General features: G+C 27.4%; 20 protein-coding genes and 1 other RNA gene. 17 read left to right on the top strand and 4 right to left on the bottom strand.

Going from position 1 to position 16018, the window contains the following annotated elements:
• Nucleotides 1–15 precede the first annotated feature (15 nt).
• The 4 genes from MBSPM3_RS02720 to MBSPM3_RS02705 form a co-directional block, all read right to left on the bottom strand.
• Nucleotides 16–1269 carry an HD domain-containing protein gene (locus MBSPM3_RS02720; protein WP_069028409.1) on the bottom strand — a complete coding sequence of 418 codons (1254 nt, stop codon included), beginning with the start codon at nt 1267–1269 and terminating at the stop codon, nt 16–18.
• A 305-nt stretch (nt 1270–1574) separates the two neighbouring features.
• Entirely contained in the window at nt 1575–2171 is a 597-nt protein-coding gene (locus tag MBSPM3_RS02715) for a phosphate propanoyltransferase (protein ID WP_232308835.1), read from the bottom strand.
• Between the two features lie 279 nt (nt 2172–2450).
• Nucleotides 2451–2861, bottom strand: a complete 411-nt coding sequence (locus MBSPM3_RS03065) for a restriction endonuclease subunit S (RefSeq protein WP_069028407.1) — start codon at nt 2859–2861, stop codon at nt 2451–2453.
• A gap of 417 nt (nt 2862–3278) precedes the next feature.
• Nucleotides 3279–3617 carry a hypothetical protein gene (locus MBSPM3_RS02705; RefSeq protein ID WP_069028406.1) on the bottom strand — a complete coding sequence of 113 codons (339 nt, stop codon included), beginning with the start codon at nt 3615–3617 and terminating at the stop codon, nt 3279–3281.
• A gap of 913 nt (nt 3618–4530) precedes the next feature.
• On the opposite strand from MBSPM3_RS02705, the gene MBSPM3_RS02700 reads away from it, so the two are divergent.
• The 17 genes from MBSPM3_RS02700 (at nt 4531) to rnpB (ending at nt 15984) form a co-directional block, all read left to right on the top strand.
• The gene (locus MBSPM3_RS02700) at nt 4531–4767 is read left to right on the top strand and encodes a hypothetical protein (RefSeq protein ID WP_157084492.1); all 237 of its coding nucleotides are present in this window, start codon (nt 4531–4533) and stop codon (nt 4765–4767) included.
• Nucleotides 4682–4942 carry an ABC transporter permease subunit gene (locus MBSPM3_RS02935; RefSeq protein ID WP_083985322.1) on the top strand — a complete coding sequence of 87 codons (261 nt, stop codon included), beginning with the start codon at nt 4682–4684 and terminating at the stop codon, nt 4940–4942. The genes MBSPM3_RS02700 and MBSPM3_RS02935 overlap by 86 nt, the downstream gene beginning before the upstream one ends.
• Nucleotides 4943–5502: 560 nt before the next feature.
• On the top strand, nt 5503–7299 hold the full coding sequence (locus MBSPM3_RS02695; protein ID WP_069028404.1) for an ABC transporter substrate-binding protein/permease: 1797 nt from the start codon (nt 5503–5505) through the stop codon (nt 7297–7299).
• Nucleotide 7300: 1 nt separating this feature from the next.
• Nucleotides 7301–8029, top strand: a complete 729-nt coding sequence (locus MBSPM3_RS02690; protein WP_069028403.1) for an amino acid ABC transporter ATP-binding protein — start codon at nt 7301–7303, stop codon at nt 8027–8029.
• Between the two features lie 177 nt (nt 8030–8206).
• Nucleotides 8207–8620, top strand: a complete 414-nt coding sequence (locus tag MBSPM3_RS02685; RefSeq protein WP_069028402.1) for a hypothetical protein — start codon at nt 8207–8209, stop codon at nt 8618–8620.
• Entirely contained in the window at nt 8544–8786 is a 243-nt protein-coding gene (locus MBSPM3_RS02930; protein ID WP_083985321.1) for an IS3 family transposase, read from the top strand. Before MBSPM3_RS02685 ends, MBSPM3_RS02930 begins: the two co-directional genes overlap by 77 nt.
• A gap of 241 nt (nt 8787–9027) precedes the next feature.
• The gene (gene rpsT, locus MBSPM3_RS02680; protein WP_069028401.1) at nt 9028–9288 is read left to right on the top strand and encodes a 30S ribosomal protein S20; all 261 of its coding nucleotides are present in this window, start codon (nt 9028–9030) and stop codon (nt 9286–9288) included.
• A 150-nt stretch (nt 9289–9438) separates the two neighbouring features.
• Complete coding sequence (locus MBSPM3_RS02675; protein WP_069028400.1) at nt 9439–9702, top strand: hypothetical protein; 264 nt, start codon at nt 9439–9441, stop codon at nt 9700–9702.
• 125 nt (nt 9703–9827) lie between these two features.
• On the top strand, nt 9828–11102 hold the full coding sequence (gene serS / locus MBSPM3_RS02670) for a serine--tRNA ligase (RefSeq protein WP_069028399.1): 1275 nt from the start codon (nt 9828–9830) through the stop codon (nt 11100–11102).
• 250 nt (nt 11103–11352) lie between these two features.
• Complete coding sequence (gene trhO / locus MBSPM3_RS02665; RefSeq protein WP_069028398.1) at nt 11353–12279, top strand: oxygen-dependent tRNA uridine(34) hydroxylase TrhO; 927 nt, start codon at nt 11353–11355, stop codon at nt 12277–12279.
• Between the two features lie 182 nt (nt 12280–12461).
• Nucleotides 12462–12770, top strand: coding sequence for a 50S ribosomal protein L21 (gene rplU, locus MBSPM3_RS02660; RefSeq protein ID WP_069028397.1), 309 nt, complete (start codon nt 12462–12464; stop codon nt 12768–12770).
• A 5-nt stretch (nt 12771–12775) separates the two neighbouring features.
• Nucleotides 12776–13111: a ribosomal-processing cysteine protease Prp gene (locus MBSPM3_RS02655; RefSeq protein ID WP_069028396.1), complete on the top strand. Its 336-nt coding sequence runs from the start codon at nt 12776–12778 to the stop codon at nt 13109–13111.
• Nucleotide 13112: 1 nt separating this feature from the next.
• Nucleotides 13113–13391, top strand: a complete 279-nt coding sequence (gene rpmA, locus MBSPM3_RS02650) for a 50S ribosomal protein L27 (RefSeq protein WP_069028395.1) — start codon at nt 13113–13115, stop codon at nt 13389–13391.
• A 33-nt stretch (nt 13392–13424) separates the two neighbouring features.
• On the top strand, nt 13425–14684 hold the full coding sequence (obgE, locus tag MBSPM3_RS02645) for a GTPase ObgE (RefSeq protein ID WP_069028394.1): 1260 nt from the start codon (nt 13425–13427) through the stop codon (nt 14682–14684).
• 342 nt (nt 14685–15026) lie between these two features.
• A complete protein-coding gene (locus tag MBSPM3_RS03230; protein ID WP_232308834.1) occupies nt 15027–15197 on the top strand; it encodes a Panacea domain-containing protein in 171 nt (56 codons plus the stop codon).
• Between the two features lie 158 nt (nt 15198–15355).
• A complete protein-coding gene (locus MBSPM3_RS03225) occupies nt 15356–15517 on the top strand; it encodes a hypothetical protein (protein ID WP_232308833.1) in 162 nt (53 codons plus the stop codon).
• Nucleotides 15518–15612: 95 nt separating this feature from the next.
• Nucleotides 15613–15984: RNase P RNA component class B (rnpB, locus tag MBSPM3_RS02635), an RNA gene on the top strand.
• Nucleotides 15985–16018 lie beyond the last annotated feature (34 nt).

Raw genomic sequence — 16018 nt, 5'->3', positions numbered from 1 at the left:
GGGGAAGTTTTGGATTTATAAAGGGCGATAAAAAAATTTATTATCTTGTTTAGGACTACTTTTGATTAAACTTTTAATAATGGGGGATTCTTCTTTCAGACTTTTGAGTCCTCCCTTAGATTTAATTAAAATTTTGGTTTCAAATTTAGGCTTACTTTCGGAATAAGCATTTTGAAAAGCAGCATTACTTGAAGTATAATATTTAATATAATCGTGGTTTTGGCTGTGATATTGTTGCTTAATGTTTGCAATTTGTTCTTGGGTTTGGTCGTTATCATCTAAAATGTGCCAAATACGTCTATTGAGAAAATCATTACATAAATTTTTTAAAATGATATCCTTACTATTTTTAAGATGTAGGATTAAACCGTTCATATAATAATCATCAATTGCTAAGTATTTGTCTAGGTCAGTTTGATTGTTTACAAAATTGTAAAAAGGTTGGATGTATGGGTCTACAGGATAGTTATTTTGTAATAAATCACATAAACGTTTACAAATTTTTTCTAAAATAGTGCTATAAGCTCTTACTTTGGGATGATAATAAACTTGCCAGAACATATGATAGCGGTTAATTAAATAATTTTCAATAGCAAAAACACCACTTTGTCTAAAGGCAATACATTTTTCGTTATTTTTGCTAGGATGAGGCTCAATTATCATGCTACGCATTAAACGTTCTAAATCGATATGACCATAAGTGGCACCTGTAAAATAAGAATCTCGTTCTAAATAATCTAGTCTGTCAATATCAATTTGACTAGTTAAAATTTGTTCTATTAAGGGAAATTTCTTTGTTTTTTCAATCACACTAGCTACATCGTTTTTGAAATCAGGGCTTATTTGGTCTAATAAAGCTCCAATTTCTTTGTTATGTTTGATGATGCGTGCACTTTGTGTTTCGTGGTTTACGTCAAATAAGGTTTCAAAAGAATGAGAATAAGCACCGTGTCCAATATCATGTAACAAAGAAGATACTAGTAAAATTAATTTTTGGGTTTCAGAAAAGTGTTTTTTAATATTTGTGATTTTTAAAAACTGTCTTGCAAGTTCATAAACACCTAAACTGTGTGTAAAACGAGAATGTTCTGCTCCATGAAAGACGATGTTAGCACCGCTTAATTGTTTTATACGTCTTAATCTTTGGAAAACGGAAGTATCAATTAATTTTTCAATCAATTCGTATTCCAGATAAATATAACCGTAGATAGGGTCACGAAAAACTTCAGATCTGAGAAACTTTTTAAAAGATGGATTGGTTGTTTGCATTTATTTTATTGAGGATAATTTTTAATTAAGTTTATTGGGTTTTTGAAATTTTTATCCTTATCCGTTTTACCTCCTTCTTGTTGTTTGCGTTTTTAAGAAGAGTTTTTATTGAGCGAAAGACACAAATGAAAGGAAATTTATGTCTTTCGTTCAATAAAAAAATAAAATAATTGTTAGTTATATTGTTAGTTTTGCTAAGGGGTGAAAATAAATATAGGTTATAAGGTCTTTGGGGTGAGTTGCAAGATCCTTATAACGCAAGAATTTAAGTTGACAAAATAATTTATTTTTTTATTTTTAATGATTTATTTCAGTAATTTAACAGTATCGCCATTTTTAAGTAAAAAAGCACTGCCGTCATCGGTATCTAAGTGGCATTCAAGTTTAAAATCGGGGTGTACTCTGCACAAAACTTGTTTTAAGATGCCAGGCTTAGTGCCTTCAATTTCAATACTTACCATTTGTTTGTCAGTAATGCCAAAATTTTTTGCATCTTGGGTAGATAAATGAATATGTCTGTTGGCAATAATAACACCTTCTTCAATGTCTACTTGACCTTTGAGACCTATTAAAGTGGCTTTGCCTGAACCTTTAATATCGCCTGAAGATCTAACAGGAGCTGTAAATCCGTGTCTTAAAGCATCGCTTTGACTAATTTCTACTTGGTCAAAAGGTCTTGTGGGTCCTAAAATTCGAACTTGTGGAAGAATTTTTCCTGATGGACTCATAACATCAATTTTTTCTTGTGCTGCAAATTGTCCTGTTTGTTTGAGGGGTTTGAAAAAAGTGAGTTGATAATTTTTTTGACCGAATAAAATATCTAGTGTTTCTTGTGATAGGTGAGTGTGTCTTCCTGAGATTCCTATTGGAATGTGATACATGTTTGCCTCCATTGTTTGCATTTACAGCTTTATTATAACATTTTTATTATAAAATGCCTCTTATTTTCTACATATTTTGATTTTTTTATTGAAGAATTGGTAAAAAGTTTTTATGCATAAATAGTATATAATTTTTAGTAATTTACTTTATTATAACATGAATTATTAGAAATATTCAAGTTAATTTGTTTATTTTGTTGTTTTATTGTTTTGTTATGCTATATTTATTTAATGACAAATAAAAAGACCCTTTGTAAAAAGAGTCTGGGGGTTAAAGGTATTAATTAAAAGGTTTGTAAGTTAAAATAATAATTTATTAAATAAATATTGTTTTTGTTCATCGGTTTTATTTAATAAATCTTTCATTAAAGAATTGAGTAAATTTGTTTTTTCTTCTATTTGTTTTAAGGTTTTATTTAAAAAAGTGGCTATTTCATTTTGTGTTTCTAATGGGGGAAGAGTTATTTTTATTTTTTTTATTAGCTTTTGGGTGAAATTGGGAATGTATCCTTGTTTTAAATAAAAATAGAAATACAAAACATTAAAAGAATCATCTTTAGATTTTAAAATTTGTAAATTTTGAGCAGCCCAAAAAGTTTTAGTATGGAAATGAATATAACCACAACTACCTACACTAGTTATAGTTATAGTATTTTCACGAGTATTAGATTTGTTATAAGATCCTTTGGGTTTTATACCTCCACCCCACACTTCGTAATCTCCATTTTGTTCACAATCTGATATATTTAAATCTGTTATATCATCAAGAGTAATGTCTTTTGGTGGTTTTGGAGATTTCCAAAAGATATAGATATTTTTAGCTGTTGTGCAATTTTGTAATAATTTTTCTAAAGTATATGTTTCTTGTGGTATTTCAATTGTTTCTTTGTATTGGACGTCAATAAATAAAGTTGCTAAATTGTTATTTGCATCTTTAATTTTAGTATCTAGAATATATTTATTGTTAATATTAGAATTATAAGAAGGTGTTTGTAGAGTATTTATTTGAAATATATCTTTAATAGTATCTTGTGTTTCTACATTTTGTGTATTTGAATTTTGAGGGATTAATGTTTTTAATTTAGTAATAATTTGTTCTTGGATTTGATTTTGGTTACCTGGGGTTAATTAAATATTATGTATTTTAGCAATAAAATATTTATTATGTATTTGGGATAGTTTTTCAATTTCATTGTTGATATCTGTATTAAGGTCGCATAAATTAGTTGGGGATGGTTGGAAATTGTTGGGTTGGGTTTGATCCTTTTTGGATGTTAAATCAGATTCAAGATCTTCGATTTTGGTTTTGATAGAAGAAATATTTTTAAAAGGTTCAACTTTGTTTTTTATTGTCTCATAAATTTTATTTCTATTAAGTTTGAAAGTATCAAAGCAATTCTTTATTTTTGTTTTTAGAGTGTTTATGTCATTGGTGTTGAGTGTTTCTTTGTTTGCGATACTTGTCATAAAATTGTTTTTTCTGCATGGGCATTTTGGGTTAATGTAGTTTATATCGTGGTATGCCTTGGTCTAGGATGTTTTTTTAATGTTGTAAATTCACTATTTTTACAGTTTCATTTTTTAATTCCTTTATATTATGAAATAAATATGCGTCATATTCGTCATATTCAGTTACAAATGTTTGTAATTGTTCAATAAGTTTATCAAGTTGTAAACTTAGTTTTTTATTTCTATTTTCAATTTGTTTATTTTTTAAATCTGGACTTTGAGTAAAAGCATAATGTTGGTTGTTGGGTCTTTGTTCGTTAGGTTGTGCTTCTAAAGTGTTAATAAGGATAGTTTGGAAAAGACAAATAAAAGCTATAATTAATAAAATTATGCATTTAATTAAATATTTTTTATTATTTTTTAGTATTCATATAAGTTAAACTCCCATAATGTTTTTGATTTAAAATGATTTTAGATATTTAATTAATAAAGTTTGAATAGTACTAAAATTAAGTTTGATTGAAAATATTATTGATTATGTTGCTAAATTGTATTTGGAATAATATTTTAATCTTTTTTGTTTAATATTTCATTTTGAAAGGCTCCTTATTACATTTTTTCTATATAATAGCTAGTTTGTATATTAAAGTAACTACCATTAAAGTATATTATAACTCAAAAAAAACGTTAAAATATGCTCATTTTTGGGGTTTTAAGGGTGTTTGGATGGGTTTGAGTGTTATTTTATAGGGATAAAGTTAATTTAAGGTAATAAAAAAAAGACTAGTTTTTAGGCTAGTCTTTAAGGATGTTTGTTTTATCTTTTGTTTATGTAATTTATTTATTATATATACTTAAAATTAATATTTCCTTTCATCTTTATTTTTTTAATATTTGCAAAATTAAAATAATTGTTGTATAATATTAAATAATGAATATTTTGATAAATAGAATGCATCAAGCTCATGCAGCATTAGTTGTCATTGTATTAAATTCAGCTGCTAATATTGCTGTTTTTTTAATGCAAACTCTTAAATTTATAGATAAAGGACAAGTAGAAGCGGCTCAATCTTTAGGATTGAATAAAAAAACAAACCTTCTATTATGTTACTTTCCCACAAGCATTAAAAAAATCAGTTCCTTTAGTAGTAGCACAATTTGTTACTAATATTAAAGCTTGTACTTTCTTCGGATTAATTGCATTAATTGATATGTCATTTGTTACAAATGATGCTATGAATGTTACAGGAGATTTAGTTGCTCCATTTGTAATACTTTCCTTTGTTTACTTAGTTTTAATTCAATTTATTAATATGTTAAGTAAATATTTAGAAAAAAATTAAATCCTGCTTTAAAAACTTTAGTTAGTGCTTAATAAATTAATTTAAGAATTATAAGAAACAAATATTAAGATAAAACAAATATTAATTCTTAATATAAAATATAAAGATAATTAATGCATAACTCACTACATTTTAATTATAAACCCAATATTTATTTCTTACCTTTGAATCTTTTATATTAAAATAGTTATACTGATATTAATTAAATGTTAATTTTAATTATTTTTATGTTATCATAAATAATAAAGTATTATTTTAAAAAATATCTTATTATTAAAAGTTTGATATTGTTTTAGAATTGAAAAATATTTATAAATGATGCACATTATAATTTATGTATATTTATAATATATAATATATTTATAATATATAAATAAAAGGTTAAAAAATGAAAATTAAAAAGATGCCTCCCAAATATAGATTTCATATTCATAAGTATATTAAAATTGTTGTATCTATTATAACAATGATGTTTGTTTTTTGGTATTTTAAATTAAATTTTTCAAATAGATAGTTTTTACAAGCACCAAAATTGAAAGTGAAGGTAAAAATTATATATTATGATTCAAAGGAAAAAAGAAAAATACAAAATTACTGAATATCTAAAATATACTAAATATGTTTTATTATTTATGTTTATGATTTTTTGGGTATGGCTTCATTTTAGTGTGGGGTTATTTCAAAGAGTTAATAATTCTAAGAAATATTTAAGAGTAGCTGTGGTAGCTGATGCAGCTCCTAATAGTTTGACTATTAAATCTGATAAAGATACAAGTAAAGCTCATAGAACTATTCAAGGTGAATATATTTCAGGATTTGATATAGATTTAATTGATAAAATAGTAAAATCATTACCTCAAGAAGAAAAGTATGAAGGTTGTAAATTTAGTCTTTTTGATTTTGATGGGATGTTTACTGCTGTTCAAAATGGTTCAGTTGATGTAGCTATTTCTTCTATTAGTATTACTGATAAAAGAAAAGAAAACTTTGATTTTCCTATTGCCTATACTTTGGATAATACAGGGTTTTTAGTAAGAAAAGATGATGCGCGTTTTAAAGATTTGCCAAAAGAAGTAAAATATGAAGATATAAAAGGTATATTAAAAGATTCCAAAGACCCAATTAAATTTTTAACTCTTACTGGTTCTGTGGCTGATAAAGTTATTGAAAATATTAGATCAGATTTAGGAAATTTATTACACATTACTAAATCCAATCCTATTGATGATGCTGTTATGTGTGCTCAAAGCGTCAAAGATAAAGCTTCTGATATTTTTATAACTGATAGTTATATTACTAAATATTATGCTTCGCAAAATGATGAATTAAAACATATATCAATTATATCTGATGATGCTCGTTTTACTGTTTCTCCTACAGGTTTAGGAATTGTAGTTAAAAAAGGTAATACAAAATTAATTACTCCAATTAATAATGCTTTTAAAGAAATTTTAAAAAAAGAAGAACTTGTTCTAGAGGGTTATGGTTTAGATGTTAAAGGTATAATTGAGTTAACCAAAGAATTAAAAGAAGAACAATCAAAACCAACTGACAAACAAGACCGAAATAGAATAAAAACTTTAGAAGACAAAATATCTAAATTTAAAGAAATAACTAATAAATGGTTAGAACAATCTTTAAAAGAGTTAAGTCAAAAACAAGGATTAAATTGGTATCAAAAAGTATCTCTTGTTTTACCTGATTATGCCACGCCTTTAAAAACTACTTTATTACTTGCATTAGATGGAGTTATTGTAGGTTTTATCTTAGCTATTGTTTTAACAGGGATTAAAAGTATTAAACCTAATTATCAAACACAAAATCCCTTTATTGTAGGGTTAATACAAAGTTTTCTTTACTTGCTTGATGCAATACTTTATATTTTTAAATCAATTCCAGTAGCAGCCCAAATGATTATAGTTCATTTTGGTTGGAGAGCTTATAATCCTGAATTAAATCCGATGTATTCAGGTATTATAGTGTTATTATTAAATTCAGCAGTTAGTATTACAAATATTTTATTACAAAATATTAAGTTTTTAGATAAAGGACAAGTAGAAGCTTCTCTAGCTTTAGGAATGACTCAAAGACAAACATTTTTTTGTGTTATTTTCCCCCAAACGCTTAAAAGATCACTTCCTTTTGTAGTACAACAATTTATTGTAAATATTAAAGATAGTGCTTGTTTTGGTGGTTTGGTTGGTCTGTTAGATGTAGCATGGAAAGCCAAAACTCAAATTGTTCAAACAGGAAGCATTGCTATTCCTTATGCTATTACTGCTTGTATCTATTTAGTGTTAATTACGATTGCTAATTTATTTGTTAAATATTTAGAAAAACAAAAAAAAGGAGTTTAGAATGCAATATTTAATTGAAGTTAAAGATCTTTGTAAAAAGTTTGGCGATAAAGAGATTTTAAAAAATATTAATTTAAAAATTAAAAAACAAGAAATAGTAACTATTATTGGTTTTTCGGGTTCAGGGAAATCTACTTTATTAAGATGTTTTAATCTATTAGAAGAACCTAATTCTGGTCAAATTTTAATTGATAATAAAAATATCTTAGATAAAGGAGTAAAATTATCTGATCTAAGAACTAAAGTAGGAATGGTGTTTCAAAGTTTTAATTTATTTGAAGGAAAAACAGTATTAGAAAATTGTTGTTTAGCTCCGATGAAAGTATTAAAATTATCTAAACAAGAAGCTCAAGAAAATGCTTTAGAACGGTTAAAAGAACTAGATTTAGAAGCTCTTGCTAATCAAAGAGTAGAAACTCTTTCAGGGGGACAAAAACAACGTGTTGCTATTGCTAGAGTTTTATGTATGAAACCTGAAGTTATTCTTTTAGATGAACCAACTTCTGCCCTAGATCCTGAATCTACTTTGCAAGTATTACAAACTTTACAAAAATTATCAGAGAAAAAAATAAATCTTATTATTGTAACTCATGAAATGAAATTTGCTCAAAGAGTATCTAATACTATTTATTTTATGGAACAAGGTAAAATTCTTGAAAAAGGCACTCCGAAAGAAATTTTTGAAACTGATAAGTTTCCTAAATCTAAGGCTTTTTTTGAAGATTTTTGATTCCTTATAAATATATCATTATTTATTAAAATAACCCAAACTGCAATTACAGTTTGGGTTTTCCTTTCTTTTGGGGTAGATAAATTGTTGTAATTGTTTATAATTTAGGGTGATAGAATTATTTAATTTTTTAAATGTTTAGGAATGATTATAATAAATAAATGGAGATAGATAAATATGCAATATTATACTGAAGAAATGATATTAAATCGTCAATTTTTAAATCTTGCTAAAAATATGAAAGCTACAAGACCTCATCAAATATTATGTGGTGGCATTACTGAAGTTTATTACCAGGATAAAGTTTTATATGTTTCAGTTGTCCTAGATACATATAGTCGCAAAATTTTGGCTTATCATGTTTCTGATTATGAAGGCGCACCTTTAATTATAGATACTATTGATAAATTAAATGTATTTGAAAATGATTGCATTTTTCATTCTTATATTAAATTTCCATATTATAAATTGGATGTTGAAGAAATTTTAGAAACCAAAAATTTAATTCAGAGTTTTGAAGATAGACAAGGGATTCAAAAAGGAAAATCTTCCCCCTTTTACTTATTTAACTTCTTTCTTTTCTTCTTTTAAATGTGAATGTATTTATTATGGCATTCCAAACCCTAGAACTATTAGTAAAAAAGTTATGATTGAAGCTATTTGTAAATATATGTCATATTATAATTTAGAAAGAATGCATTCATCACTTAATTATACTACTCCTGATGCATTTGAAAAAAATATTTTCAAAAGTTAAATGAATAAGTATTTGAAAGTAATTTTGGGTATTGTTTCGAGTTATAAAAAAATCTCCATAAACGAGTTTCCATAATTTTATTTTTACAAATATTACATAATTTATTATGCAATGCAAAAGATATAAAAAACACTATAATTACACTATTTTATTGTTTTTTTATCTAAATTTTGGTATAATCCCCAGTAGAGTTATTAATAATAAATTGATAATTAAGTAACTAAAAAAGGAGATTATAATCATGGCTAATATTAAACAACAAAAAAAACGTAATAAAACTAATGAAAAACGTCGTTTGCAAAATGTTTCTTTTAAATCATCTGTAAAAACAGTGGTAAAGCAAGTAAAAACTGCAGTTGCAAACGCTGATAAACAAAAAGCCTTAGTTTTATTAAGTGTAGCTTATAAAAAATTTGATAAAGGGGTTTCTAAAAGAGTTTATCACGCTAACTTTTCTGCTAGAAACAAATCTGATTTACAAAAATTAGTAAATACCCTTTAATTTTTCTTTACAAAACTCACAAAAACCACATTAATTAAAACAAACATCAAAACTTATCATAATATTGGACCAACAAACAAACATAACATTAATATTTTAATTGTAATTATTTTATTTAAATATATTTGAGTGGAAAAGGTTGATAAATTTATGTTTTTTTGGGCAAATAAAGTAATTTATGTAACTTCAGGATTTATTGTAGGATCAGTTTTAGGGGCAAGTCTATATTTTAGATCGTCATTAAATGAACCTAAATATTTTGCACAAACCACAGTAAAAAAAGGTGTAAATGAAGTTAATAAAATTTTAGGTACCGAATTTAAATCTCCTACAGGAAACCCTTCTTCTAGTGAAGAATTTCTACATTGGTGGTTTGAATTTATAAATGGTTTGAATAATAAAAAAAATAAGTAAAAATTTTTCAAACCCCATTAACTAACAAAATTTATATTCTTACTACATTTATATTTTTCCAATTAAAACTTATTATTTTTGCCACCATTAAATTAATTTTTCCCAAACTAAAGAGGTATTTTTTTATGTTAGATCTGAATTTTGTAGTCCAAAATCTGCCATCTGTTATTGCAAAATTAGAAAAAAGGCAACAAAATTTTGCTTATTTAAATAAATTGCCTCTTTTAGCACAACAAAGAAAATCTTTACTTTTGGAAATACAGGATTTAAGAAGTCAAAAAAATCAATCAGCTAAAAAAGTCGCCCAAAAAGCTAACGCCAAAGAAGATATTACTCTTATTTTGCAAGACACTAATTTTTTGCGTGATGATTTACAAAAACTAGAACAAAAGTTAAAACTAAAAGAACAAGAAATTTTTGATATTTTAAGCATTACCCCCAATTTACCACACGATTCTTTACCAATTGGCACAAACGATAAGGACAATAAGGAATTGTATTGCGAAGGACAAATAAGAACTTTTGCATTTACGCCCAAAGACCATGTTTATTTAGCTGAAAAATTAGATATTCTCGACTTTAAAAAAGCTTCTAAAATTTCTGGTAGTGGATTTGTTGTTTGCAAAGGGCTAGGAGCACGCCTCGAAAGAGCCTTAATTCAATTTATGATGGATCTTCATAGTAAAAAAGGTTATCAAGAAATTATTCCTCCTTATATTATCAATGAAAAATCCATGTTTTCAACAGGTCAATTACCCAAGTTTGAAGATGAAGTCTACAAGCTTTACAACTCCAAAAATAATTGGTATCTAAATCCTACAGCAGAAGTTCCTACTATTAATTTGCATCGTGAAGAAATTTTTAAACCAGACACACTTCCCATTAAATACGTTGCCTACACTACTGCTTTTCGCCAAGAAGCAGGCTCAGCTGGCAAAGATACTAGAGGAATTTTTAGACAACATCAATTTAATAAAGTAGAATTAATCCAGTTTTGCCATCCCCAAAATTCTTATGAATGTCTAGACCAAATGTTAAAAGATTCCGAAGAAGTGCTAAAACTGCTCAAACTTCCTTATCGTGTTGTTTTACTTTCTACTGGGGATTTGGGTTTTAGTATGGCAAAAACTTATGATTTAGAAGTTTTTTTACCCAGTTATAATTGTTATCGTGAAATTGGTTCTATCAGTAATTCTTGCGATTTCCAAGCAAGACGCGCCAATATTAAAATTAAAAATCCTACAAATAATAAAAATGAATATGTTCATATTCTAAACGGTTCAGGTTTGGCTGTTGGAAGAACTGTCATTGCTATTTTGGAAAATTATCAAAACCAAGATGGTACTATTACAGTTCCTGAAATTTTACAGCCTTATTTAGGAACCGATATTATCAAGTAATTTGAATGTTTTTAACAAGAATAATTTAGAATATAGAGTCGAATCTTTTATGAAAAATAAAGTGATTCGGCGTTTTTTTATTGGTAAAACAAAAGCCACTAAAAATCTTAAATAAAAAATTATAAATGAAGCCAAAAACATTAATCATTCATTGTTTCAAATTCCTAACAATTTATTTTAATAATAAAATAAAGTCCAAATTAATCAGATTTTGCATGCAATCTCAATTGAAAAGAGGCATAATTATTTTATGACACAAACTTCTAACTCCCAATACTTAGTTATTTTATATTATCAATATGCTCCAATAAAAGACCCTCAAACTTTTAGAGACCAACATTTTAAATATTGTGAATCTCTAGGACTTTTAGGACGTATTATCGTTGCCCAAGAAGGTATAAACGGTACTTTGTCAGGTCCAGAAGAACAAATACATAAATACATGGATCAACTAAAACAAGATCCTCGTTTTTGCAACACCGTTTTTAAAATGGAAACTGTAGAGGCACACGCTTTCCCGCGTCTTTCTATTAAAGTTAAGCCCGAATTGGTTAATTTGAGTCTTCAAGAAAACGTTGATCTTACTAAGGACAAAGGTGCTTATTTAGCTCCTCAAGAATTTTTGCAAGCCTTGCAAGAAAAAGATACTTTAATTCTTGATGCTCGTAATGACTATGAATATGATTTAGGACACTTCAGAAATGCAGTTAATCCCAATATTAGATATTTTCGTGATTTGCCAAATTGGGTCAAACAAAACACCCATTTATTAAAAGATAAAAAAATCGTAACTTATTGTACTGGTGGTGTGCGTTGTGAAAAATTTAGCACTTTCTTAAAAAAAGAAGGTTTCGATGATGTCTATCAATTAGAAGGAGGCATTATTTCTTATGGCAAACACCCCGAAACTCAAGGTGATTTGTGGGATGGTCAAATGTATGTTTTTGATCAAAGAATAGCAGTTCCTGTTAATCAAAAAGAACATGTTATCGTTGGTAAAGACTATTTTGATGGCACTCCTTGTGAACGCTATATTAATTGCTCTAATCCTCAATGCAACAAACAAATTTTGTGCCACGAACATAACGAACACAAATATTTAGGAGCTTGCAGTGATAAATGTAGCAATCATCCGCAAAATAGATATCTCAAAAAGCACAATAATCCAAACTCATAACAAAAAAAATACTCATATTTTCATAAGATATGTTATAATAATGTATGATTATTGTATTTTTTTGGTTTGGCTACAATACCCAATTAAAAAAATATAAAAACCATTGTTTTTAAACAATTAATTATTATCAGATCCAATAAATTATCCAAGATAATTTGCAATTTTTGCAAGGAGGAAAGAAAATGTTTGCAATCATCAAAACTGGGGGAAAACAATTCCGTGTTTCTGAAGGACAAGAAATTTATGTTGAAAAACTAAATGTTGAGCCAGAAACAACTTATCAATTTCAAGAAGTTTTAGCTGTTGGTGGCTCCAATCCTGTTTTAGGCACCCCTTTTGTTAAAGACGCTAAAGTAACAGCTCAAGTAATCAAGCACAACCGCGCTAAAAAAATTATTGTGTTTAAGTATAAAAAACGTAAAAAATATCGTTGTAAACAAGGACACAGACAATCCTATACTAAACTTTTGATTACTAAAATCACTGTTTAAAAACTATGATTCGTTATTGTTTTTACAAAGAAAAAAAAAAAATTACTAGTATTCAAGTTTGGGGGCACGCTTTATATGCTCCTAAAGGTTTTGATATTGTGTGTGCTTCAGCTTCTACTGCTATTATTGTAACTTTAAATGCTTTAGAAAAACTTCAATTCCAAACAGATATTACATATAATCTACAAGATAAGTTGTTTGAATTAGAAGTGAAAACCACCCAAAATACTGTTCTTTTTACTTTGCTAGATAATTTAGAATACACTATCTGCAATTTAGCCAAACAATATCCCAATAATTTTAAAAAAATATCTCAAATTCAAACAAGAAAGAGGTTATAACATGTTATTGCAATTACAAATCCAGTTATTTGCTTCTAAAAAAGGAGCAGGTTCTACTCGAAACGGTAGAGATTCTCATTCCAAAAGATTAGGTGCTAAACTTTCTGACGGTCAATTTGCCAAAGCAGGCGCTATTATTTATCGTCAAAGAGGAACCAAAATTCACCCTGGTTTTAATGTTGGTAGAGGTGGAGATGACACTTTATTTGCTAAAATAAGTGGTATTATTAAATTTGAAAAAAAGCATGGTCGTAAAAAAGTTTCTGTTTATCTGCAATAATTTTTATGCATTTAATGAAAGCAGGTATTTAGTTTGCATTTTGTTGACGAAGCCTTTAATGAAGTTTTTGCTGGCAATGGTGGTCATGGCATCGTTGCTTTTAGAAGAGAAAAATATGTAGCTTTTGGAGGACCTGCTGGTGGCAATGGTGGCAACGGCGGGTCTGTTATTTTTGTAGGCGACAAAGACGAAACTACCTTATTAAAATTAAAATATCAAAAACATCTTAAAGCACCACATGGAATAAATGGCAAAAATAAAGGTCAAAATGGAGCCAACGCCCCTCATCTTTATGTTAAAGTTCCTTTGGGGACAGTTTTTTATACTGCTGATAACAAGTTTTTAGGAGAGATTTTATACGATCAACAAACCTTAGTTATTGCTAAAGGCGGCAAAGGCGGCAAAGGTAATAAAGCATTAGCTACTTTTAAAAATCAAGCTCCAAGTTATGCTGAAAAAGGTGATTTAGGTGAAAGTTTTAAAATCAAAACAGAACTTAAAGTTTTAGCTGATATTGGTTTATTAGGTTTTCCAAGTGTTGGTAAATCCTCTCTTATTTCTGCTATTTCCAAAGCCCAACCCAAAGTTGCTTCCTATCCTTTTACCACAATTAAACCTCATTTAGGAGTTGTTGAAGTAGATGGTTTTAGTTTTGTAGTTGCTGACCTACCAGGACTAATTGCCAATGCTCATTTAGGTTGTGGTATGGGAATTCAATTTTTAAAACATATTGAAAGATGTCGTGTTTTAGTTCATATTTTAAGTATGGAAAGTGCCAATCCTTACCAAGATTTCCAAACTTTAAATCAAGAATTAAATCAATACAATCCCCAATTATTACTTAAAAAACAAATTATTGTTACCAATAAAATGGATTTACCTGATGCTTTGCAAAAACTTACTCTTTTAAAACAACAAATCAAAGACCAACCAATTATCCCTCTTTCTTTAGTTTCTTTTGATAATTTAGAGACCTTAAAATATGAAATGAGCTCCCTTTTGCAAAATACTCCCTTAGAAGTTACTCAAAACAAAAACAACGAATTTAAATTATACACCCTTCCTGATAATCAAAATACTATTTCTGTTATTAAAGAAAGTGATTCTGTTTTTGTTGTGTCTGGTAAGCAAGTAGAAACTTTTTTTCATCGTACTGATTTTAACAACGAAGAAGCTGTAAAAAGATTTAATAGAATATTGAAAAAAATAGGAATGGAAGAACAATTACAAAAACAAGGAGCCAAACCAGGAGATCAAGTTAAAATTTGTGATCGTTTGTTTGATTTTTTATAATTTGGTAATTATAACATAAAGAAATTATATTTTTGCTCCATAAAAAAATGATGAATCACTCCCCTTATTATTTAAAAATATTTTTCTTAAACTTCATAACCTCTCATTATAAATCTTTTTTGCCCCCAAAACTAAATAAACAAATGTAAGATCTTAATATAAGATCTTTTTTATTACCCAAAATCAACAAAAACAATATACGAAGCAAACAAAACAACATAACCCCCCCTTAAATAACCCAAATTTTAATTTCCCCAGTCAAAAATATAACCTAATTCATCAAAATTGAGTTATAATAAAATAAAAAGCAAAAACAAATACTTAAAACAAAAGGACTAAATCATGAATTTTGTAACTAGAAATACTAGAATTTATATATCTGATTGTGCTAATTATATTATTAAAAGAATTGATGTTAATCATATGAAACTCCAAAAGCTACTTTACTATTCTTATGCTGCTTATTTAGTTAAATATAAAGAATCTTTGGCTGTTAATCTAGTAGAAGCATAATCTTTTAAAAACTTAAACATTATCACAAAGACGAAATTATTAAAGAGCCTGTTTCTCAAACTTGTGAAAGTAAATTAAATTGGGAAAGAAAACAAGTAACGGATTTCATTATTTCCAAATATGGATGGGTAGATTCATGATCTTTGATGAGGCAATCCATGAGAGAAGCTTCCTTTGATAATTATTTTGAAGAAACTCCAATGTATCATTTTCCCAAAGCCTGTTATATTCCTGATGAGGCAATATATCATTATTTTAAAGATTCTAGTAATTGGTATGTTTTTCCTAAATATTATCCTACTTGTTTACAAAGGATGTAAAATATTGTGAATTGTTAAATAAAATTAATAAAATATCTACAAACATAATTTAAAGATTGCATTTTACTTTAATGTTTGATACAATAAAAGAGGTCAATGGAAGTGGCTGAGGTTTAAAATAAGTATTTTAAGCTTAGGAAAGTCCATGTTAGCACATGCTGCGATTGCATGTAGTGTTTGTGTCTAAGGAATTAATAACTTAGAGTACTGTAAAAAGTAACGGCGTTTTTTAGCTCTAAGGATTGTAATAATTACATTATTTTAATCTATGAGATAAAAACTGAAAGTGTCACAGAGACGAGTTAATTAGAAATAATTAAGTGAAACGCGATAAACCCCTCAAGCTAACAACCCAAAATAATGGTAGGGGCATGCAAAGCGATTAAATGAAATCAGTTTTGCACTACTTATTAGTAGAAGATAAATAGTCACACTTGTTTAACAAGAACAGAACATGGCTTATGCACATTGACCTTTTTTATTAAATTATTTAAAAATCAA

This window comes from Candidatus Phytoplasma zeae (assembly GCF_001712875.1).
Lineage (GTDB): Bacteria > Bacillota_I > Bacilli_A > Acholeplasmatales > Acholeplasmataceae > Phytoplasma > Phytoplasma asteris.
This window is presented reverse-complemented; position numbering and strand designations above follow the sequence as displayed.

Coding starts and splice junctions, on each gene's coding strand:
- MBSPM3_RS02690 (WP_069028403.1), top strand. CDS start 7,301: ATGCAATATTTAATTGAAGTTAAAGATCTTTGTAAAAAGTTTGGCGAT.
- MBSPM3_RS02685 (WP_069028402.1), top strand. CDS start 8,207: ATGCAATATTATACTGAAGAAATGATATTAAATCGTCAATTTTTAAAT.
- rpsT (WP_069028401.1), top strand. CDS start 9,028: ATGGCTAATATTAAACAACAAAAAAAACGTAATAAAACTAATGAAAAA.
- MBSPM3_RS03225 (WP_232308833.1), top strand. CDS start 15,356: ATGAGAGAAGCTTCCTTTGATAATTATTTTGAAGAAACTCCAATGTAT.
- trhO (WP_069028398.1), top strand. CDS start 11,353: ATGACACAAACTTCTAACTCCCAATACTTAGTTATTTTATATTATCAA.
- rpmA (WP_069028395.1), top strand. CDS start 13,113: ATGTTATTGCAATTACAAATCCAGTTATTTGCTTCTAAAAAAGGAGCA.
- MBSPM3_RS02705 (WP_069028406.1), bottom strand. CDS start 3,617: ATGACAAGTATCGCAAACAAAGAAACACTCAACACCAATGACATAAAC.
- MBSPM3_RS02715 (WP_232308835.1), bottom strand. CDS start 2,171: ATGCAAACAATGGAGGCAAACATGTATCACATTCCAATAGGAATCTCA.
- MBSPM3_RS03230 (WP_232308834.1), top strand. CDS start 15,027: ATGAATTTTGTAACTAGAAATACTAGAATTTATATATCTGATTGTGCT.
- MBSPM3_RS02695 (WP_069028404.1), top strand. CDS start 5,503: ATGATTCAAAGGAAAAAAGAAAAATACAAAATTACTGAATATCTAAAA.
- MBSPM3_RS02700 (WP_157084492.1), top strand. CDS start 4,531: ATGAATATTTTGATAAATAGAATGCATCAAGCTCATGCAGCATTAGTT.
- serS (WP_069028399.1), top strand. CDS start 9,828: ATGTTAGATCTGAATTTTGTAGTCCAAAATCTGCCATCTGTTATTGCA.
- rplU (WP_069028397.1), top strand. CDS start 12,462: ATGTTTGCAATCATCAAAACTGGGGGAAAACAATTCCGTGTTTCTGAA.
- MBSPM3_RS02655 (WP_069028396.1), top strand. CDS start 12,776: ATGATTCGTTATTGTTTTTACAAAGAAAAAAAAAAAATTACTAGTATT.
- MBSPM3_RS02675 (WP_069028400.1), top strand. CDS start 9,439: ATGTTTTTTTGGGCAAATAAAGTAATTTATGTAACTTCAGGATTTATT.
- MBSPM3_RS02720 (WP_069028409.1), bottom strand. CDS start 1,269: ATGCAAACAACCAATCCATCTTTTAAAAAGTTTCTCAGATCTGAAGTT.